The sequence below is a fragment of the Bacteroidota bacterium genome (assembly GCA_039111535.1).
Taxonomy (GTDB): Bacteria; Bacteroidota; Rhodothermia; order Rhodothermales; family JAHQVL01; genus JBCCIM01.
Genome location: JBCCIM010000122.1, coordinates 1 through 19,984 on the forward strand (window position 1 = coordinate 1; position 19,984 = coordinate 19,984).

Here is a 19,984-nt window from a genome sequence, read left to right on the forward strand (position 1 = left end):
AGCAGAACGGGTCAATGGCATACTCAAACTGGAATATGGACTTGATGGTTGCTTTATCAACCTCAAGCAAGTACGCCAGGCATTACGAGAGGCAGTCTGGCTCTATAATCACGAACGTCCACATACAACACTCGGCTATCGCAAACCCGACCAGGTCTACCGAACTGGGCTTAAATCACAAACTATACACTAATTCATTGTCAACCTATTTCAGGACTTGACAGTGATTGAATTTTCCTTCGACATCGGGGTTCCTTGTTCTGTGTTCGATATTCATCCGACTCCTGCCTTCGCAGATCCTTGGCTCTGCCCAGGATGACGTTGGTGAAACAGGTCGCCATCCTCACGCCAACACTCCTCTCTCCTCACTCTAAAACGTGCCCGATTTGATAATCTTGATATTCGCCTGCAGCATGGGCGCTTGTTGGCCGGCGCGGAAGCCGTCTAGCCAGAGTTTTCCTAGAAACAGGGCCGGCGGCGCGCACGACTCGTGGCCACCAAACTCGAGCGCGGCAAGTTCTACATGGTCTGCCCCGTGCGCCTGGAATGCTGCCAGCGCCTTTTCTGCATTCCGGAACGATACCTGGTCGTCATCAACGCAATGGAAGAGTCGCATCGGCGCAACCGGTGCCCAGTTATGGACATCGTTCTCTGCCAATGCTTTCTGCAAGGGATGTGTTTTCTCGCGGAGTGCCGCCACAAAATTGTCCGTTAACATGTCGCGTGGCACACTGGGAAGATGCTCGTTTATTTCGCGCAGCGCGTAGTTGCCGTTGAAGAGGGAGTCTACCGCATTTGCATACGGTTCGCGCAATACATCAGACAGGTCATCAAAGAGGTCGTACACCCGGTCATATGAAACAAGGGTGAATGGCAGGTATCCTGGTGTCGGGTACGGTTTATCTTCCAGCATCTGCTCTACCATTACATCAGACAAGTTATACGGGCCGGCCATCGGCGCTGAAGCCGTTACAGTAAACTCATCAGTATGATGGGCCTCTATTTCCCGATGCGCGGCCATCGTTGCGTATCCCCCCTCCGAATAGCCTACCAGGAAAAGTTGTTCACTAAGCGGTATATCGAGTTGGGCGCACAGCAGGCGTGTGGCGCGCAGAAAATCAACGACGCTTGTACCGAGTGTCGCGGCGTGTACGTAAGGATGAAAAGTGTCTGATGCACCCAATCCAAGATAGTCGGGCAGTGCTGTTACATAACCGCTGCCGCTCAAGCCCATACTTACAAGGTCAAACCCTTGCGCTGAAGGGACCCGCCGGCGGGCGGATACACTCCCGTGCTGGTAGCTCAGTAACGGCGCCGGCCCGTCTAGCGTAAGCGGAATAGCTACGGCCCCTGATGCCTCGCGCAACATGCCTTCATGATCCACGGTCTTATACAATACGCGGTACAAGACAACGCCGTACTGCGGGACGCCGGGAATGCCCTCATCCGCCAGGGCAGCTGCAATTTCATCGCGTGACCGGATACCCAGTTGCTCTGCACCAAGCAAAGCGCCACGGAGTTCTTCCGTATCCTCAAAATCAACAGTTTGCACCAACGCTATGCCCTGAACGGGTGCAGCATAAAGGGGGGCTGAGCCTGCATATGCGGGGACAAAAGATATAGCTACCAGAATTAGTATACGCATAGATTCTTCCGCTTCGATGATGGTGTGCTCAACCTCAATGGGGCGTGCGTATCGCGGAGTTATCTACTGCTTCGTGTCGTACAATTCTGCTTCACTGTAACCGCATCAACCTGATTCCTGCATCGCGAAACCCATTGGCGAGTAGGGATTTAGAAGAGGGCCATATGCCTAATCGATCCTCTGCTACAGGTATCGGATTTGGCTTGATGTGCTTAACACCTCTTTTGTGAAATATGAACACTTCTTTTCAGCGCGTCCTGCTCGCTCTGCTTCTCTGTAGCCTCTCATGGTCGCCGGCAGCTTCTGCCCAACCTCAAACAGCATTTCCTCTGCATAACCAGGCGGTATTTGCGCCCCTCGATTGGCCGGCGCCAACACCTGAGCGTGCCGTAACTGGCTTTCCGGGGCCCAACTATTGGCAGCAACAGGCAGACTATGCCATCGCCGTCACCCTAGACCCGGCCACCCACCGCATTGCCGGTACCGTACGGATCACCTATACCAACAACAGTCCGCACCCCCTGCCCTTCCTCTGGTTACAGCTCGATCAGCAGGCTTTTGCGCACGACAGCCGCAACGCGCAACTCCATGGCCCCAACTCGCGCTGGCGTGGTGCTTTTGCAGATGGCGGGTTTGCCCTCTCGGAAGTAACCGTTGGCCGCAACGGCAGGGTGTATGCCCCACACTATCACATTGACGGCACACGGATGAAAATTGAATTGCAGCATCCGGTGTTGCCCAATGGCGGAGTCGTTGATGTCACGATGGCCTACAGTTATACCATTCCTCCGTTTGGGGCAGACCGAACCGGACACCAGGAATTTGAACAGGGCACGGTTTATCAAATTGCCCAGTGGTATCCGCGCATGTTTGTGTTTGATGACGTGAACGGGTGGAATACGATGCCTTACCTCGGCCAGGGTGAATTTTATACAGCATTTGGCAATTACAACCTCGAACTAACCGCGCCGGCGGATTTTGTGGTAGTTGCCACAGGTACGTTGTTAAACGAGGAAGAGGTCTTCACGCCCGAACAGGTTCGCCGGCTGGTTAAAGCACGTACCCAGGCTGAAACCATGCACATTATCAGGGAGAAGGAAGTTGGCAAGAAGCAGAGCCGGCCGAGTGACGTGACAGCGCTCACCTGGCGCTACAGGGCAGAGAACGTTCGCGATGTTGCGTGGGCTGCATCACAAGCATTTATACTGGATGCCGCAAGTTGGGAAGACGTCCTGATCATGTCCGCCTACCCCAAAGAGGCGATTGGTACGCCAGAAAGTCCTGGTTGGGAACGATCGACGGCGTATGTACGGCATGCGGTTGCGTTTTATTCTGACGCATGGTACCGCTACCCCTACCCTGTTGCCATCAATGTAGCCGGTCCGGTTGGTGGGATGGAATACCCGATGCTCATTTTTTGCAGCTACCAGGCAAGGGGGCAGGCGTTGTTTGGTGTGACTGATCATGAAATTGGCCATACCTGGTTTCCCATGCTTGTAGGCAGTGATGAGCGCCGGCATGGTTGGATGGATGAGGGGTTCAACACGTTTATCAACTACTTCTCCAACAAAGCATTTTACGGCCCCGACGCGGAGCGCCTGCAGCGTTATGCGCCCGCGCGTACCGCTGATCGGATGCAGCAACCTTTTGCAGACCAACCTTCGCTCACCTATGCAGACCAGATCCGTGCAGACGGTGTGGGGTTTCTCTCCTATCGTAAACCGGCGGTCGGGTTGCTGCTGCTACGCAACTACATCCTCGGCCCCGACCGTTTTGATCCGGCCTTCCAAAGCTACATCCGCGCCTGGGCCTACAAACACCCGCAGCCGGCAGACTTCTTCAGGAGTATCGAACAGGCTGCTGGCGAAGACCTCTCCTGGTTCTGGCGCGGCTGGTTCTATGGCACAGCAACGCTGGATCAGCAAGTTGTACGCCGCAATGCCGGCACCGACAACGCACACTGGATTGTACAACATGCATCTGACTTGCTCCTGCCGATTACACTCAAAATTGACTATGCAGATGGCACCGCTGCGGTACGCAAAATTCCAGTCGTCGGGTTCTTTAAACAAGATGCTTTTCCCATCTTCCCTGAACCGGGCCAGGAAATAATTAAACTCACCATCGACCCTGACCAGGTGCTCCCGGATGTTGACCGCACCAACAACGTGTGGCAACCTTAACTGGACCACGCCTTTTCTGTACCATTTCTTCGCATCATTTTTTTGCGCTTTTGCTCCTTAACCTGCATCTTAGGTCGTTCTTCCAACCCACCTGGAGTTGATTTATGGATCTGGCCATGTATGCGCTCAGGGGCCTGTTTGGCCTCGCTGTACTTGTTGGCATCGCCTATCTCTTTTCTTCGGACCGCAAGCGCATCAACTGGCGCATTGTAGGCATTGGAATTGGTATCCAGCTCATTTTTGCTGTCCTGATTCTCAAAACCAAACCTGGATTTCTGCTCTTTGATTTTATTGGGCGGGCGTTCACCAAAATTCTGAGCTTTACGTACGAAGGCTCGCAGTTCATTTTTGGCCCGCTTGGGATTCCAACGTCAACTGAAGGCTCCATGGCCTTTATATTCGCTTTCCAGGTATTGCCGACGTTGATCTTCTTTGGCTCATTGATGGCCATCCTGTACCATTTGAAAATTATTCAGCCGCTCGTAAAGGGGATGGGATACTTTATGGCCCGCGCCCTCAAGGTATCCGGTGCAGAGTCCCTTGCTACCGCAGCCAATGTATTTATTGGTCAAACGGAGGCGCCGCTTGTGGTTCGGCCTTATGTGATGGGGATGACGAAAAGCGAGTTGATGACCCTGATGGCCGGCGGCATGGCAACGATCGCCGGCGGTGTGTTGGCCTCTTACATCCTCTTCCTTGGCGGTGATGACCCGGCTGCGCAAGCTGTTTTTGCAGCGCACCTTTTGTCAGCATCCATTATGAGTGCGCCGGCAGCCATTGTGGTCGCCAAGATCCTGGTGCCCGAAACAGAAACGCCGCAAACCAGCGGCACGGTTGATCTGGCAGTAACCACAACCGATTCAAATGTGATCGAAGCAGCGGCCAATGGGGCTTCTGATGGCCTGAAGCTGGCACTCAACGTAGGCGCCATGCTTCTTGCGTTTGTTGCCATCATCAAGATGCTAAACTTTTTGCTTGCCTTGCTCGGCAACCCCATCATTTTTGGGTGGGAGGTGTATGACCTGAACGCAGCCATTGCTAGCTGGAGCAATGGCAACTTCACCAGCCTCTCCCTAGAAGCGATCTTCGGATTTGTCTTCGCACCCCTCGCGTGGGCCATGGGCATTGAAACAGCTGATATTTTGATGTTTGGCCGGCTGCTGGGTGAAAAGGTGGCAATCAACGAATTCCTGGCCTATCTGTCGCTGGGTGAATTGCGCGAAGTGATGTCGGAGCGAAGTGTTTACATTGCTACTTACGCACTGTGTGGCTTTGCAAACTTCTCCTCTATTGCCATCCAGATAGGCGGCATTGGCGGCATTGCACCGGAGCGAAAAAGTGACGTAGCAAAACTGGGTTTAAAATCAGTAGTGGGTGGTGCGCTGGCCTCGTGGATGACTGCGACCATAGCCGGCATGCTTCTCGGTTAAGCCAATAAAAAAACCCCGGGCCTGCAGGCAGCCCCGGGGTTGACATATCTGTAAGGTTAAGCGTCAGGAAGTTTTAAACGCAATCCGGTAACGGGTCCAGGAAGGAATGGCTTTCCATTCCCGCTTGTGCTCTACGTATGCCGGCAACCACCGCATTTCCGTCGTGGCCATCAGCGCCAGTTGGTCTAGCACCGGATGTACGCCATCAAGCAATTCTACAGTAAGCGGATTCCCTTCAGCATCCAGGTAAACCTGAAGCTTTACATAGCCTTCTACACCCTGCTGGCGAATCGAGTCAGGATATACGACCAGCACATCCGTACCAAGCTCAAGGCGTGTACGGGGCTCTCTAAAGTGACGCGAGAGCAGTTTGTACGATGACTTCTTGAACGTCTCTACGTCTTTTGCAGGGTCGTTGGTAAACTGGACATCCTGTACCTTGGGTGCGAGAAACTTCTCAAATAGTGAGTCAACGATAGCCGGCTCGTTTCTGTACATTCGGATCAGGCTTCTCTTAACTGCTTTGGTAAACTGCTGCCGTGCATCCCGCCCGGCTGTAAGCGATGTATTGGAGAGGTACACGTCCTCTGCACCAGCAACCTGCATGTCTTCGAGCGTTTCAAGTTCACGAAACAGGCCTGTGGTATCCTGCGCAGCATTCCACCAGGTGGTACCGTCAGCTTCCCAGCCGGCAGGTGGGCCATACGTAAACGCAGCATCCTGCGTACAGCCCTGGATTAGAAAAAATGCAATAATTGCGATGTAGGTTACTCTTTTCACGATAATTCGCGGGATGTTAAATCGGATAGCGATGATGTGGGCTACACATCCAATGGATCAATAGCGATAAGGGACCCAGAAAACCAGTTACCGGATTATTGGATACAAGTTTCAGGAGACGAGGTGTTGAGCCGTGCAGCTATTGGTTAATTGAACCACAAAAACTGCAAATATCCTGCCTGCTACATACAGACACCCGGATAAAAAATAGGTTGCTCCAGATCAGGCAACCTTTACAAAGTTTAAGAAGGGTTGTCGGGATCCTGATTTTCGAGCCGCACAAAATACCGCCTCCGATCCATCGCAACCACCTTCACACTACTGCCCGCAGCAATAAACTCCCCCTCCGTCATCACTTCAATACGCCGGCCCCCAATTTCTACAATGCCGGTCGGACGCAAAGGCGTTATTGCCCGCCCTGCTTCGCCCAGGTAACGCGCCCTGTCTTCGCTTTCACGGGCTATAAGGTTTTCGTCTTTGCGCAGGTTGGTCGCCAAAATAAAGCGGTCCCAGGCGCCGGATTTCCACATCCAAAAAAACAAACCAACCACCGAAACAGTTGCGCCCAGCAGGTACATCGTACCGCCCACAAGGCCCGTTTCGCTAAATCCGTATCCTACCGCAAAAACAATGACCAACAAGCCAATAATACCAACCACGTTAAAACCAGGCACCAGATATACTTCGAACAGGATAAAACCGAGTCCGAGGATAATCAGTGCTATGGGAATGAAAATTTCCAAAAGGCGTGTTGGTAAAGCGTTAATTAATGGCCAAGTTTACGGATTATGCGACAGATGTTTCACTTTCTCTTGAAATAGCTTCAACCTGGCGGACTTCCACCCTGCTGCCCCGTACGTCTACAACCCGCACAGAGGCCCCGGTATCGATAAACTCGCCGGCGGTTACAACATCAACACGCCGCTGGTTCTCTGAAAGCTGCACAGTGCCAGAAGGCCTCAAGGGGGTGATTGCACGGCCTACCATACCAAGAATCTCATGATCCGTAACTGCTGCTGTGTAGCCATCAGCACTCGACAATTCAGGGGCAAGCACCATCCGGTTGAACCGTGTTGTTGTGGGTAAGTACCGCGCGAGCGAAAAGACCATCAGCACCAGCAATACCAGCGTTACGGCCATTGTAGACAGGGCCGAGGTAATTTCAAGAAACGGAGGAAACTCCAGGTTTACATTTCCGATCAGCGAAGCAATCAGCGACCCGATCACAAGAATCAGCCCTGCCAGGCCGGCAATGCCAAACCCGGGTATCACAAACACCTCGGCCAGTAAAAGCAAGACCCCTATACCAAACAGTACAATTTCCCAGCTTTCAACGAGCCCCATCATGTAATGCGGCGCGAAGAACAACGTGGCGCCAAGCAGCGACATGAGGCCGGCAAATCCAACACCTGGCGATTGAAGCTCAAAATACAAGCCCCCCATCATCATCATCATCAGGAGTGACTGCAGCACAGGAGAACCGAGAAAACGCAAGATTTGCTCCACGCGAGAGGCCTGATGGTCTACCTGTTCTGCCTCAGCAATGTCGTAAATGGCTGTAATTTCATCGATAGAGGCTACAATACCGTCAGCTACGCCAACATCAAGCGCTTCCTGTGAGGAGAGCGTAAGCAGTTCACCAACATCCACAACCCCTTCGACGGCAAGTGAATCATCTACCATTGACTCTGCAATCTGAGGATCGCGGCCATTGGCTTCTGCCGTGGCACGCATGAGTCCGCGCATGTAGCTCTGGTATTTCTCAGAAGCTTTGGCCCCGCTCCCCCCTTCCACAACGGTTGCCGCGCCAATAGACGAGCCTGGCGCCATGAGAATGCGGTCTGCCGCGTATGAAATAAGTGCGCCGGCGGATGCTGCGTTTTTGTCAATAAACGCCACTGTAGGTACAGAGGCATTCAAAATGGTTTTTCGGATTTTGTCAGCTGCCTCTACCAGACCACCAAAGGTGTCTACATGGTAGATAATCAACGCAGCATTGCCTTCTTCCGCGTCCTCGGTAGCCCGCTCAATGTAGCGCGCCAAACCATTGTCAATCATGCCATCTACAGGCACAAGAAAGACAGCGCCATCGGTCAATGGTTCGTCAAACGGTACACGTTCAGACAACAATTCTTGTGCAGCAACGTCCTGAACCTGATTAAAAAATGGGGCCAGGAATACTGAAATAAACAGGATTCGTGCAATGTGTCCGGTTAACCTGTGGTTGGCGTTGAATGTCATAGTAGCTCTCATACGCATCGTGTTCACACAATATAGAACTAAATACGCGATTTTTTTCGCTAAAGTTCAGTTTTCACGCATATATGCCATTTGTGGGAACGCTGGGCAGTTTCTGCGCGGGTAGCAGGATTCGATGCATTTACGCGTGCATTTCCAATCCTGTCTGGATCGCAGGTACCAAGGGCATTGCTGGCTGACGCGTGGAGAAGTGGAGCGCGCGCACGTTATGCCGGACTTGATCCGGTATCCAGTTACTGCATAAGGAATTACGCCCCCCTCTCCTGAATCTCGAATCAAGTTCAGACCAATAGTGAAGGGACCTGCAGTCTAATACTCCGTCAAAACAGGCGTACCGACCTGGATGAGAGGCCAGAGTTCGTCCATTTTGTCGTTTTCGATGGCGATACACCCTTGCGTCCAGTTGGTACCACCGCCTGTGCCGTCGCCGTGGATTTCGATCCAGCCGCCGAGCATGGTGTTCATGGGGGGGATATTGCCGTTGTCTTCGGCGGCAACGATAGCGTCATATTCTCGTTTAGAAATCAGGCCTTGCCGGTAGCCGCGGCGTGCATCTTCTGCGTTGGGGTAGTTCAGCACCAGCGCTTTGTAAAACTTGCTATTTGGATTCTTGGAAACCACAAAAAAGGTCCCTTCCGGTGTTCGCCAGTCATCAGGAGACCGTACATCGCCGCGCTGGATTTTATCTGACGCTACATTGTTGCCGAAGTCAGCAATGTAGCGCTTGATAAGTTGGGTACCCCGATAAACATAAACGCTCTTTTTACGCTTCGAAATGCGGATCCAGATGTTAGAAATGTCTTTGTTAGAGACATAGCCCGTTTTGCCATCTTCCGTCTTGATCAGGCTCCAAAGGCCTCTTCGCTCAATAAGGCTTACTGGCTCTCTAAAGTTGAGTTTAAAAACTTCGGTAGACCTGTTTGCTTCATTAAAAACCGCTGCTTTGCGCGCAACGCTGTAATACAGCGATCCGTCTGCAGAAGCGAACCGAACGTTGTGCGCTGTATCGTTTTGTGCTGTGTAGTCTTGTGCATGTACCGCCCCAGCGGTCCAGCCACACATTAGCAATAGTAACGTACCACAAATCCAGTGGGGGGCTGGGATTGTAATTCTGTTTGATGTAGCAAACATAACTTAATTGGCATACCTGTGCCGCATGCACAGAACGTTAGATGGTCAGTATTTAAGTTCTTCTATTTCAAGGGTTTGTTGGTTCCTGGTGATGCACATTTTTATGGCAATCAGTACCCCTTCCACTTCTGCCGGCACAACCACGTCTACTGCTTCTTTCACAACGGATTTTGCATTTTCCGGAGCAAAAGAACGGCCGGCCAACTTGAGCGCTTCCAAATCGCCTAGCGAATCGCCGATATAGGCCACATCATCAAATGATAAAGACAGCATATCAAGCATCCACTGCATGCCTGTCTCTTTGGTAATGCCCTTTGGCACCACATCAATAGAAAGATGCGTGGGCAGGACGTCAAAATCCAGTCCTGCCGTGCGTACAAAGGCTTCTACTCTGGGGATGGCAGCCTGTATTTCATCCGGATCGGGTCCGATGATGCCGGCATGGGCACGCTTGGCATAATCTACCACCATCATAGTCCCGGATACACAATCCGTTTCGAACCAACGGGTCACTTCTCTTACTTGCTTTACCACATCGGGGGTCAAATGCGGACTCCAGGTAATGCGTGCATTTACAGGATCAAAAATACCACCGCCACTCTCGAAAAGCACTGGCATTTGCAACCCAAGTGCCTGGGTGAGGCACTCTACATAAGGCATCGGCCGGCCCGAACAGAGGCTTAAAGCGGGATACACAGCACTGTGTCCAAGGGTCCCCCCCTGCTTTGCGTGTGCAGTCAGCCTCGCGATGCCATCCGCCTGCATGGGCTGGTATGGCTGGGAGATACACCCGTCAATATCAGAGATAAACAGTTTTGTCATAACGTGCCTTTATGCGAAGAAGGTGCCAAAAGTCGGTTTAATAAGTGCTGGGCAATAAAAAACTGCATAAAAAAGGGAGCGAGCCGCCAAAGAATCCGGTGTTGCAGCCGGTCTTGATGGGGTTCGCTCCCTGTCATATCACTGGAAGATGCGCCGGCCTTTAGCCGCCAAGGGCATCACCTATTTCGTCGATCAGCTCGTCGGAAATGCCCATGCTGCTAAATCCACCGTCGTGGTAAAGGTTCTGCATGGTCACCATACGGGTGAGATCGGACAGCAGGCTGACGGTATAGTCTGCACAGGATTCTGCACTCGGATTGCCCAGCGGAGAGATTTTCTCAGCAAAGTTGAACATGGCTTCGAAACCTTTGATGCCTGTGCCGGCAGTGGTTTTGGTTGGGCCCTGCGAAATCGAGTTGATGCGAATGCCGCGTTTTCCAAGCCGATACCCAAAAGAGCGCACGATGCTTTCGAGCAGCGCTTTTGCATCGCCCATTTCTGAGTACGCCGAAAAAACACGCTGCGCGCCAATGTAACTGAGTGCTACAATCGAACCATTGTCAGCCAGCGCCTCGCTTTCCATACCATGGTGAACAATACGATGCAGGCTTACCGACGAAATGTCGAGCGATTTCATCAGCCAGTTGTAGTTGAGGTTCTCGTAAGGCCGTTTTTTGCGAACATTGAGGCCCATACCGATGGCGTGAACAATAAAGTCGACGCTACCAAATTTTTCTTTCGCCTGATCAAAAAGACCACGGATTTCTTCATCACTGGTGGCATCTGCCCAGATGATTTCACTGTTGGTGATATCAGCCAGTTTGTCCAGCGTGCCCAAACGCTTCGCTACAGGGGCATTGGACAGAATGAATTCGCCTCCTTCTGCATACACCTTTTCGGCAATGGCCCAGGCGATGCTCCGTTCTTCAAGGGCACCAAAAATGATCCCCTTTTTCCCTTTCAACAAACCGAAACTCTTGTTTTCCATGTTTTATGCCTGATGATACTAGTGGTCATCTCATATTTTTTATAGCAAATAAAGCGCAACAGCAGGGTTGCGCGCAGTAAGGTAGCGTTTGTCTGCGAGTGAAGCCACCCGTACCCCGGTTTCAAGCTGCAATTTCACCTGAGATACAAACTTCTGCGCTTCCTGCTTCAAATCACAATCGAATATCTTTCATTTGTGCAACCAGCGCCAGCATTTCGCCATGAATACGACCGTTGGTTGCCAAAATCTGCTTCTCAAACAAACCGTCTGGCTTGTCCGCATAATTGCTGACCCGGCCACCCGCTTCTTTGATGAGTAAAACGCCGGCAGCGAGATCCCATGGCATAAGACCCGTTTCAAAAAAGCCGTCAAACCTGCCGGCAGCCACATAGGCGAGATCAACCGAAGCAGATCCTGTGCGCCTTACGCCGCGTGCTGCTTTCAACATGTCTCCCAGCAAGGCCAAATATTCATCCAGGTGTCCAAAATGTTTATAAGGAAAGCCGGTCACCACCAGCGCATCCGACAGGCTGTCTGTTTTGCTTACCTGGTGACGCACCCCATTAACGTGCAAGCCACCGCCTTTGATGGCCGTGAACAGCTCCCAACGCCCAACCTCCAGCACAACACCGGCAACCAGTTCGCCATCTTCTTCCAGCCCAATGCTTACCGCATACGGCGGCATGCCATGGGTAAAGTTGGTGGTACCATCAATCGGGTCGATAATCCATCGCCAGCCGGCAACTTTCTCATTGCCTTTTGAAAACACATCCCCTTCTTCAGCCATGAACTGGGCATCAGGGAAAGCTTTTTGGAGGATGTCAACAATCAGTTGCTGCGATGCCTCATCTATTTCTGTCACCAGATCGTGCACGTTTTTCATGCGGATCTGGTTCGTGTTAATCTGGCCGGCGTGTGTTCTGATGAGTTGGCCCGCCCGGGTAGCGGCCGCCACTGCGACGTCAAGCGCCTCCTGGTAACGCATTTCAAGTTTTGATTTATTTCACAAACAGTAAAAACCTTTTGTGTGCCACTTCATACACCCGATACCCGCCTCTTTGCAGCACACCCGAGAAGATAGCACTACGGCTGTTCACATCTCTGAAAAATTTAACCCGATAATTCTTATCGGATAAATCTTGCACAACATGGAGCTTCGATTGAATAAAGACGTTCATGCTGTGTTTCAACGCGTTTTTACCTGTTAGCTTAATCAACCATGTTTTATCGCTTTCTGATTCTGTGTAGTTGTTTTGCCGGGGTGCTCCTGTCGGGCTGTACACCGGAGGTACGCGATTCCCCCGCAAACAATGCCACCCTTGCGGCCATGTACACGCAGGATGTAGCTGAACGGGATTCTGTGCTCGAACTCGTCGATCAGACAAACAGCGATGCCTTTAAAGACGCGTTTCTTGCGCTGCGCAATTACACCTATACCCGGTATTCTCGCACAGATCAGTTTGAAGACGACGACTTTCTCGTTGCGTTCAGGGAGCGAACAGTAAATCACTTCGGCCCGGTAGACAACCGCCAATACGATATCATCGAAGCAGATTCAACCAGTGACTTTGACTTCGGCTTCTTTCGGAGATTTGTATCAACCACTGTTGAAGAGCGCGATCCTGCCGACCTTACGCCTTACCTCTTCCCCCCAGACCCTGGCTACCTTTCTGAACGAAATTTCGAAGCCTACCTATATCGCTTTCAACAAGACACCCTGATGCTCAATATTGCTGCCCGGGTTGCCGAAATTCGCGCAAAGCCAGTTGATGGAGATGGGAAAAACATCCGGCGCGCGAAGTTCTTCTTCGATCAGGCTTCCGGACAGTTTGTGGCATTTGAACTTGAGCGTATAGACCTGGCGCTGTTCTTCCGGGAAGAAAGCAGGTTCTTCGTGCATTTGCAGCACGCTCCCGACGGTAAGCTTGTCCCTTACAACACCCGTATAGAAACCCGGATCATCATGCCGTTCAAACCCCCGCAAATTTTCCGTACGGTGGCTACCTATACAGACATCCAACTGTAACCCGACAGGCCCGCGTTAATCCACCCGTACGCGCCACGCCTGCAACGCTTCAATCATTTCACGAATGGTGCTGTACCTGTTATCCGGATCTTTCTCTACACTTTTCATGCAAATGGCGTCCAGCATCTCTGGAATATTACGCGCCGGCGCCTTTTCGATCGGCCGTGCCGGATCATCGTACTGCATGTGTCGCAACAATTCATCCAGCGTGTCGCCCCAGGCCATAAGCGAAAGGGTTAAGACCTCATAAAGTACAGCACCGAGGCTAAATACGTCTGTACGGTGGTCAATGGATTTGGACTCTGCAATCTGCTCAGGCGACATGTAGAGCGCTGTCCCCTGCAGCCTCCCTCGCGCGGTTAACGAGCGGTCTGTTTCTTCGATAAGCTCCATATACGACAGATCGAGATCTACCATATTCCATACTTTTGCGAGGCCCCAGTCCAGCACCAGCACTTCGCCAAACGGACCAATCAGTATGTTGGCCGGCTTCACATCCCGATGTACAACACCGTGGCTATGCGCATAATCCAGCGCGTTGGCCACTTGCAGAATAATGTCAACCAGCACATCCATCCCATACGTTTCCAATATCTCCTCATTGCCCTCCTGCAGGTGCGTGATAATTTCCCGCAACGTGAGCCCTTCCACGAGTTTCATCGTGAAATAGTAGTGACCCTTTGTGTCTCTACTTAGTTCGTAAATCGGGATTGTGTTCGGGTGCTGCAGCATAGCCGTCACACGTGCCTCCCGCAAAAAACGCTGTTGTTCGATAGGATCGTTAGCTATTTCGCGGTGCAGCGACTTGTAACACACGGTTCGGCGGAGGTGCAAGTCTTTACACGACTGAATCAAACACTTGCCACCTTTTGCAAGGGTTTTGAAATAGGCATAGCGCATCTTGTTGTTGATGGCGCTTTGTGGCAGTTCCATATCCGTGTCGTTAAGGGAGACGACGGGATATTTGTCCTGTGGTTTGGGAAACAGACCGGACATGCTCGTACCTGGCTGGTCAAGAAAAAAACATCGCTGGGAGATGTTCAGGTAGTATACAAATTATTTGGAGAAGTGCAGCAAGCTTGAAGGTAATGCTTAAATAATCGTTTCGCCGCATCACGTACGGACTATCCGCACCTGCAGCCGCAAGATATGGTTACTCCTTAGTTGCCGAACTGCGCTTCGAGACGGGGATGTTCGCGGAGGCTGCTGAGCAGCGAGTCATAGCCAACGTAAACGGGATCCAGCAATTCTGCCTGAAATCCGCGTTGCAAAGTAGTGGCAGCGTCTTCATCGCGTTCCTGCAATACAAATACGCGGGCGAGCTGGTAATACGCTTCTGCGTAGTCAGGCTCTTTGGCGAGCGCGACGCGCGCAAATGATTCAGCCATCCGAAAATCAGCTTCGCCCAGCAGGGCCGCGCTTCGGGAGAGTTTGATATGAAAATCAGCGCCGGCGTCTAGCGAAAGCGTTGAAGCTTTCTTAAGTGAATTCCGGGCAAGCAGCGGCTGGTTGTTCAACCTCGCGGCTTCCGCAAGGATAAGAAACGCATCACCATCTTCCGGATCAAGCAAAGTAGCCTGTTCAGCATCCTGCATGGCATCACCATAGCGTTCCATGGCAATCAGCACCTCGGCGCGCAACTTCCACGCAACTGCGTAGTTAGGCGCTTCACGCAATACTTGATCCACACGAACCTTGGCTTCGAGGATGCTTGTTTGATTCCGCCACGCAGTTTCTGCGCGATGGAATTGCATCTGCACTTGCTCGGTTGGCTTGATCTGGCCGTATACATCGTGGCTGCCTGCAAGCAGGAGGACAACAAAGCCGGCACATAACCACCTTGAAATTTGGTAACAACTTCTAATCATGCAGAACCAGCACTGGTATAATCTATTAAATCTGTCCCGTGTTCGATGTCAAGAATCGTTCCACGCAGTAATTCGGACTTGAATATACGATTTTAGCGCATTACGTGTACAAAAACATGCAATAGCGACTTCTTCATGCTACAGTTGGATACACATATCAGAACACTTGAAACCGAATACTGGTCGCACCTGAATACGAAAGTTTTGGGCCGCGAAGTACGGTTTCTGGCTACAACTGATTCGACCAACACCCAGGCCATGCAATGGGCGCAAGATGCCGGACCCGAAGGTGCACTGGTGTACGCAGAACATCAGGCTGCCGGGCGCGGCCGACATGGCCGGCATTGGGCAACCGATCCCTCCACCAACCTGCTGTTTTCGCTAATCCTGCGCCCTGACCTCCCTCCCGCTTCTCTCGGCATCATCAATGTAGCGGCAAGTATTGCACTTGCTGATACCATAAATCGCTATACAGCCCCAATTTCAAGCGAAATTAAATGGCCCAATGATATCCTCGTGCAGGGTAAAAAATGCTGCGGCATGTTGCTTGAATCTGCGATTCCGGTGCAACACAAAAGTGGCTCATTGCCAGTTATTCTGGGGATCGGCGTCAATTTGAATCAGGCGCACTTCACACCAGACATTGCTGAAAAAGCGTCCTCATTGCTGCTGGAAACAGGGCGTCATATTCCACGCATGGCATTTCTCGCGCAATTCCTTAACCATTTCGAAACCAGCTATTTTTCGCTTAAACCCACGGGTAACGAGCAAATCCTGGCGGCCTACAGCAAGCGATTGGCTTACCTGAACGAAGAAACTGTCTTGCGTTTTATCGGCCGTGAAAAAGAAATCAGGGGCATCCTAACCGGTGTATCTGCAACGGGCGCCCTGCAATTGCAGACGGCAGACGGGCTGTGCGAATTCCACGCCGGCGAAGTGACAAGCCAGCCAAACGCGCCCCGTCATGCAGGCGAAGGGTGAATCTTAAGGCCGAGTGCCGATTGATACGTATCCCTTCAATTAAGACTAGCGTACAACCTGCTGGTTTGATGAAGCATCTTTCCAGGCCGGCCGAAAACTGTTGTAGTATCCGCCATATACATATTGGCTCAAGCCGCTGTCTATAGACACCTGTGGTACATACCACTCAGACACTTCATGCAGCGGCCGCACCATGGCTTGCCTGTCCTGTACCACTGGGTCAAACAAAAACGTGGTATCGTCTTCTTTAAAAAGGACCCAGGTGTGACCCTGATAGAGTTCACCAGGATGTACAGACCAACCAGCGCAAAACTCAGCGTCGACGCCGCTTTCTACGAGTTTACGCCAGGTCCAGAGAGAAAAGTCTTCACAGTCGCCCCGACGAATGCGTTCAAAAGTAATGGGATGCTGCCAAACATCACGCTCATCAAATTGCTCTTTGTCCGTCATATACTGACAGGCATCGAGCCAATACGTCATGTCGTTTAGGCCCATCTGACCGGTATCTATCTGACCTTCCAGATACCATGAGAAACAGCGCCTTGAGCCGGCGCCATAGACGTGTAGGGGTACTTTGCAGTTGTACCGTTTCCAGTTTTTATCCTGCGTTGTTTGCAGCAGGAACCAGTAAAACGGGCGCCGAAGGGTTTTGGCTACGTGGGCGATCATGGGTGATTGCTAACTGAACCGGGCAAGGTTGAAGCCGGCTGTTAAAAACAAAACTGTAAAAACAAACCGGCAATTGGCTTTACGTGATCATGGCACAGAGAGTTGCGTCAGGGCTACACCATTTGCCCCAGCAGCATGTTTATACGTGCGACAACCATCTCTATGGCCACCTGGTTGTGCCCACCTCTCGGTATAATGACATCAGCCCGGCGCTTCGAAGGCTCCACAAACTGGATGTACATCGGGCGTACTGTGCGCTCGTATTGCGAAAGGATATTTTCGATAGAACGCCCCCGCTCTTCAATATCGCGCCGAATGCGACGCAGTAAACGCACGTCACCATCGGTATCAACAAATATCTTGATGTCCATCAGGTCAGCAAGGGCCGACTCAGCGAGCACCAGAATCCCATCTACAATGATAATGGGTTTGGGGGTGATGTGGACGGTTGCTTCGTGGCGCGTGTGCCGGTTGTAATCATAGGTTGGCTTCTCGATCGACTGGCCGGCCAACAACTGCTCAATATGGGTTAGCAGCAGGCTTGTTTCGAGGGAATCAGGGTGGTCAAAGTTGACCGACAGGCGTTCTTCTGCAGAGAGGTGCCGAAGGTCTTTGTAATACGCATCGTGTTCAATTACCGCGACGCTGGCAGCGTCCAGGGCTCCCATGATCTTCCGGATTACCGTGGTTTTTCCGGACCCAGACCCTCCAGCAATACCAATAATGACAGGACGCTCCATACCCATGGTCGTTTAATAGTTGGTATACGTTAGGTTACGATGGTTGCTTTGATGGCCCGCCAAAATTGGTGGTGGCAGGTTTAAGCTGTTCCCATCGGAAGTGCGCTAAGTGAATATCCGACTCGCAGTTGAAAAAGTCGAGGGCGACCATTCAATATTCCAATCTTTGGGGGAAATCCAAAGTCGAACTACACTTTAACCATGGCAAGGGTAGCCATCTTTTTCTCTTCGTCAAAAACGGAACGGCTCTCATCGTATTTGTAGCCGGCAGGATGCTCCCATTCTTTTACACCGTCGATGTTTTCAACCATTTCACGCACAAGATAGTTGACCAGCTGTCCACGCAACGGTTTAACACCATGGGTGAGTGCTTTGAGGTCACCACCTTCAACTTTGTCGTAAAAGGCCACTTCAACCATCAGGGCGTACGCGTGCTCGTCTTTCCACGCATCGCGGTGCGCTTTGGGCAGCAGGTTCCAGACGACATGTCCTTCCAGCGTTTCATTGAGGAGCGGGCTGACGTAGTCGCGCCAATACTTCGACACTTTCCCCAATTCGGGTAAAGATGCGTCGATTTTTAGCTTATAGTTTGGAATGAGGTCATCCGGACGTAGCAGTCCGAACAGGCCGGAAAAGATGATGGCATTTTCCAGCAGCCGGCGCTGTGCCCCAGTGGGCAGGCCAGCAAAATCCATCGACTTGTACATAATCCCGGGACTATAACGATCCAGGGCAGACATCAAGGGCGCTTTAAAAATGGTCAGATTGTTGTCCAGTGCCTCCTCCAGATTCTCACCCTTGACACCAAACAGCGACTCCAGGCCTTCTCCTTCTTCAATGGTTGATTGCAACACATTGATCAGCTTCCTTCGCTCCGGGTTAAGGTCGCTGAAATAATTGAAGGTGGAAGATGAACGGTAGTCGAACATATCCGGGGCAAACGGATTGCCACCAGGATTTTTACCTTCTGAGGGTGGGAGCAGAATAGAAATTTTGGACATGCACCACGTAAATTGAGCTAGAACAAGATTCAATGATATGCTGGCAATCTGCCGGCAACACCAGAGAAATTAATTGGCGGGCATTTCACCAGCAGGCCCATGACGTCGTACTTCGCCCATAAGCGCATCAATATCATCCTGGATTTGCTGCGCTTTGGTACGGACATCGGCAACCAACGCGTCTCCTTCTACCCGGGCATCACCCGGTGCTTCAGGGTGAATCACGTGATCAATAAAATTGTTCACCTGATCCGCGAGGTTTTCCAACTGGTAAGCCAGACGTCGGCGAATTTTCTGCCCTTCTTCCGGGGCGAGCAAAATTCCCAGCGCAAAGCCCGCAGCACCACCAAGCAATGCGCCCATGGCGCCGGCACGAACCAGACTTCCAACGTTAGATTCCTTCATAGAGGCCCTTTTGATTAAAACTTCAAAACTGGTATACCTTGCTTAAACTAGGTATTTCAGGATCCAGTTTCTTCTAAACAGTCCAACAGGCTGTATAAATCGCTTTTTACGGTAAAAAAAAAGCTACCGCCGGACAACCGACCGCAGCTTTAGACCGCTAAGTACCAGACGCAACTACCGGTTTTTCTTCTTATGCCGATTTTTGCGAAGGCGCTTCTTCCGCTTGTGCGTTGCGATCTTGTGCCGCTTACGTTTACGTCCACAAGGCATTCCGTATACTCCTTCCTAATGGTTATTGGTTATTAAACCAGTTTAAAATTTTATAGCCTCCGTATAACGCTCCATACCTTCTGCGGTTTCCAAGCTATTTGTGATGCCCCCCCGACACCGTCTCTCCATCGCATTCAATCTTCTTATCCCCTATCTTTACAGCGCCAATGGATAGTGAACAGGATGCAAGTATCAACACCTACAGGAGCACCTCCCTCTCATATCGACACACAACAGTGTGCAAATTGCGACGCACCTGTAACGGGGCCATTCTGCCAAACCTGCGGCCAGCGTCATGATTCGCACCTGCATCCATTCCGGCAGCTGGTCAGTGACGCGTTATCCACTGTTTTAAATTTGGATGGCCGTTTCTATCAGACATTCAGGTTGATGTTCAAACCTGGCCGGCTTACTGAAGCCTATCTGGACGGCCAACGAGCAAGGTATGTCCCTCCTTTCCGACTCTACTTATCGTTCAGTATCGTTTACTTTGCCCTTGCTGCCTGGCTTAACATCAAAGATTTCCTGCTGTTCAATCTCAACTTCCCAGAAGAACTCTCACATTTACCCGAAGCATTTCCCCGTTTTCTTTTTGTGCTGGTCCCAGCATTTGCCCTCTTGCTCAAGGGACTCTATCGCAAACGTCTGTATGCTGAACACCTTATATTCAGTCTGCATTTCCATGCTGTTTTGTTTGTCGTCTTCTCGCTGTCAGCTCTGCTAGAATATGCAACGTCTCTGATTCCTGATGCAGAGACGCTGACGTTTGTCGCCATTGCACAGGGG

At 51.4% G+C, this 19,984-nt stretch carries 21 protein-coding genes; 6 read left to right on the top strand and 15 right to left on the bottom strand.

The annotated features are described in order from the left end of the window. On the top strand, positions 1–193 hold a 193-nt coding region (locus tag AAF564_17195), incomplete at its 5' end, for an integrase core domain-containing protein (GenBank protein MEM8487292.1). A 177-nt stretch (positions 194–370) separates the two neighbouring features. Here AAF564_17195 and AAF564_17200 read toward each other — a convergent pair. Then, a complete protein-coding gene (locus AAF564_17200; GenBank protein MEM8487293.1) occupies positions 371–1,645 on the bottom strand; it encodes a lipase family protein in 1,275 nt (424 codons plus the stop codon). A gap of 233 nt (positions 1,646–1,878) precedes the next feature. Here AAF564_17200 and AAF564_17205 point away from each other — a divergent pair, with 233 nt between their 5' ends. After that, positions 1,879–3,828: a M1 family metallopeptidase gene (locus AAF564_17205; GenBank protein ID MEM8487294.1), complete on the top strand. Its 1,950-nt coding sequence runs from the start codon at positions 1,879–1,881 to the stop codon at positions 3,826–3,828. 104 nt (positions 3,829–3,932) lie between these two features. Next, entirely contained in the window at positions 3,933–5,258 is a 1,326-nt protein-coding gene (locus AAF564_17210; GenBank protein ID MEM8487295.1) for a nucleoside transporter C-terminal domain-containing protein, read from the top strand. A 63-nt stretch (positions 5,259–5,321) separates the two neighbouring features. Here the strand turns inward: AAF564_17210 and AAF564_17215 are convergent, their stop codons facing one another. From AAF564_17215 to AAF564_17250, 8 genes are all read right to left on the bottom strand, one after another. Continuing rightward, on the bottom strand, positions 5,322–6,038 hold the full coding sequence (locus AAF564_17215) for a TonB family protein (protein ID MEM8487296.1): 717 nt from the start codon (positions 6,036–6,038) through the stop codon (positions 5,322–5,324). Between the two features lie 242 nt (positions 6,039–6,280). Then, a complete protein-coding gene (locus tag AAF564_17220) occupies positions 6,281–6,781 on the bottom strand; it encodes an NfeD family protein (protein ID MEM8487297.1) in 501 nt (166 codons plus the stop codon). 43 nt (positions 6,782–6,824) lie between these two features. Then, positions 6,825–8,279: an NfeD family protein gene (locus AAF564_17225; protein ID MEM8487298.1), complete on the bottom strand. Its 1,455-nt coding sequence runs from the start codon at positions 8,277–8,279 to the stop codon at positions 6,825–6,827. A 327-nt stretch (positions 8,280–8,606) separates the two neighbouring features. After that, positions 8,607–9,359, bottom strand: a complete 753-nt coding sequence (locus AAF564_17230; GenBank protein ID MEM8487299.1) for a L,D-transpeptidase family protein — start codon at positions 9,357–9,359, stop codon at positions 8,607–8,609. 114 nt (positions 9,360–9,473) lie between these two features. Then, positions 9,474–10,250: an HAD hydrolase family protein gene (locus AAF564_17235; protein MEM8487300.1), complete on the bottom strand. Its 777-nt coding sequence runs from the start codon at positions 10,248–10,250 to the stop codon at positions 9,474–9,476. A gap of 160 nt (positions 10,251–10,410) precedes the next feature. Further along, positions 10,411–11,238 (bottom strand): SDR family oxidoreductase, encoded by an 828-nt coding sequence (locus AAF564_17240; protein MEM8487301.1) that lies wholly within the window; start codon positions 11,236–11,238, stop codon positions 10,411–10,413. Positions 11,239–11,277: 39 nt separating this feature from the next. Next, positions 11,278–11,409: a hypothetical protein gene (locus tag AAF564_17245; protein ID MEM8487302.1), complete on the bottom strand. Its 132-nt coding sequence runs from the start codon at positions 11,407–11,409 to the stop codon at positions 11,278–11,280. Between the two features lies 1 nt (position 11,410). Beyond that, complete coding sequence (locus AAF564_17250; protein MEM8487303.1) at positions 11,411–12,223, bottom strand: inositol monophosphatase family protein; 813 nt, start codon at positions 12,221–12,223, stop codon at positions 11,411–11,413. Positions 12,224–12,457: 234 nt separating this feature from the next. On the opposite strand from AAF564_17250, the gene AAF564_17255 reads away from it, so the two are divergent. Beyond that, positions 12,458–13,264: a hypothetical protein gene (locus tag AAF564_17255; protein MEM8487304.1), complete on the top strand. Its 807-nt coding sequence runs from the start codon at positions 12,458–12,460 to the stop codon at positions 13,262–13,264. Between the two features lie 15 nt (positions 13,265–13,279). On the opposite strand, the gene AAF564_17260 is transcribed toward AAF564_17255, so the two are convergent. Continuing rightward, positions 13,280–14,260, bottom strand: coding sequence for a serine/threonine-protein kinase (locus tag AAF564_17260; GenBank protein MEM8487305.1), 981 nt, complete (start codon positions 14,258–14,260; stop codon positions 13,280–13,282). A gap of 164 nt (positions 14,261–14,424) precedes the next feature. After that, positions 14,425–15,132 carry a tetratricopeptide repeat protein gene (locus AAF564_17265; protein ID MEM8487306.1) on the bottom strand — a complete coding sequence of 236 codons (708 nt, stop codon included), beginning with the start codon at positions 15,130–15,132 and terminating at the stop codon, positions 14,425–14,427. 135 nt (positions 15,133–15,267) lie between these two features. Here AAF564_17265 and AAF564_17270 point away from each other — a divergent pair, with 135 nt between their 5' ends. Next, positions 15,268–16,113: a biotin--[acetyl-CoA-carboxylase] ligase gene (locus tag AAF564_17270; GenBank protein ID MEM8487307.1), complete on the top strand. Its 846-nt coding sequence runs from the start codon at positions 15,268–15,270 to the stop codon at positions 16,111–16,113. A 45-nt stretch (positions 16,114–16,158) separates the two neighbouring features. On the opposite strand, the gene AAF564_17275 is transcribed toward AAF564_17270, so the two are convergent. From AAF564_17275 to AAF564_17290, 4 genes are all read right to left on the bottom strand, one after another. Further along, entirely contained in the window at positions 16,159–16,782 is a 624-nt protein-coding gene (locus AAF564_17275; protein ID MEM8487308.1) for a hypothetical protein, read from the bottom strand. Positions 16,783–16,895: 113 nt separating this feature from the next. After that, entirely contained in the window at positions 16,896–17,522 is a 627-nt protein-coding gene (gene udk, locus AAF564_17280; protein ID MEM8487309.1) for a uridine kinase, read from the bottom strand. A gap of 188 nt (positions 17,523–17,710) precedes the next feature. Then, positions 17,711–18,523, bottom strand: coding sequence for a YaaA family protein (locus AAF564_17285; protein MEM8487310.1), 813 nt, complete (start codon positions 18,521–18,523; stop codon positions 17,711–17,713). Positions 18,524–18,592: 69 nt separating this feature from the next. Then, complete coding sequence (locus tag AAF564_17290) at positions 18,593–18,928, bottom strand: YtxH domain-containing protein (GenBank protein ID MEM8487311.1); 336 nt, start codon at positions 18,926–18,928, stop codon at positions 18,593–18,595. A 453-nt stretch (positions 18,929–19,381) separates the two neighbouring features. On the opposite strand from AAF564_17290, the gene AAF564_17295 reads away from it, so the two are divergent. Continuing rightward, positions 19,382–19,984 (top strand): DUF3667 domain-containing protein (locus AAF564_17295; GenBank protein ID MEM8487312.1); only part of this gene is annotated, 603 nt, incomplete at its 3' end.

What these genes read in the sequence shown, in the direction of transcription:
- AAF564_17205 (MEM8487294.1), top strand. Translation starts at nt 1,879, where the DNA reads ATGAACACTTCTTTTCAGCGCGTCCTGCTCGCTCTGCTTCTCTGTAGC.
- AAF564_17265 (MEM8487306.1), bottom strand. Translation starts at nt 15,132, where the DNA reads ATGATTAGAAGTTGTTACCAAATTTCAAGGTGGTTATGTGCCGGCTTT.
- AAF564_17270 (MEM8487307.1), top strand. Translation starts at nt 15,268, where the DNA reads ATGCTACAGTTGGATACACATATCAGAACACTTGAAACCGAATACTGG.
- AAF564_17240 (MEM8487301.1), bottom strand. Translation starts at nt 11,238, where the DNA reads ATGGAAAACAAGAGTTTCGGTTTGTTGAAAGGGAAAAAGGGGATCATT.
- AAF564_17200 (MEM8487293.1), bottom strand. Translation starts at nt 1,645, where the DNA reads ATGCGTATACTAATTCTGGTAGCTATATCTTTTGTCCCCGCATATGCA.
- AAF564_17275 (MEM8487308.1), bottom strand. Translation starts at nt 16,782, where the DNA reads ATGATCGCCCACGTAGCCAAAACCCTTCGGCGCCCGTTTTACTGGTTC.
- AAF564_17250 (MEM8487303.1), bottom strand. Translation starts at nt 12,223, where the DNA reads ATGCGTTACCAGGAGGCGCTTGACGTCGCAGTGGCGGCCGCTACCCGG.
- AAF564_17225 (MEM8487298.1), bottom strand. Translation starts at nt 8,279, where the DNA reads ATGACATTCAACGCCAACCACAGGTTAACCGGACACATTGCACGAATC.
- AAF564_17235 (MEM8487300.1), bottom strand. Translation starts at nt 10,250, where the DNA reads ATGACAAAACTGTTTATCTCTGATATTGACGGGTGTATCTCCCAGCCA.
- AAF564_17290 (MEM8487311.1), bottom strand. Translation starts at nt 18,928, where the DNA reads ATGAAGGAATCTAACGTTGGAAGTCTGGTTCGTGCCGGCGCCATGGGC.
- AAF564_17260 (MEM8487305.1), bottom strand. Translation starts at nt 14,260, where the DNA reads ATGTCCGGTCTGTTTCCCAAACCACAGGACAAATATCCCGTCGTCTCC.
- AAF564_17210 (MEM8487295.1), top strand. Translation starts at nt 3,933, where the DNA reads ATGGATCTGGCCATGTATGCGCTCAGGGGCCTGTTTGGCCTCGCTGTA.
- AAF564_17285 (MEM8487310.1), bottom strand. Translation starts at nt 18,523, where the DNA reads ATGTCCAAAATTTCTATTCTGCTCCCACCCTCAGAAGGTAAAAATCCT.
- AAF564_17255 (MEM8487304.1), top strand. Translation starts at nt 12,458, where the DNA reads ATGTTTTATCGCTTTCTGATTCTGTGTAGTTGTTTTGCCGGGGTGCTC.
- AAF564_17230 (MEM8487299.1), bottom strand. Translation starts at nt 9,359, where the DNA reads ATGTGTGGCTGGACCGCTGGGGCGGTACATGCACAAGACTACACAGCA.
- udk (MEM8487309.1), bottom strand. Translation starts at nt 17,522, where the DNA reads ATGGAGCGTCCTGTCATTATTGGTATTGCTGGAGGGTCTGGGTCCGGA.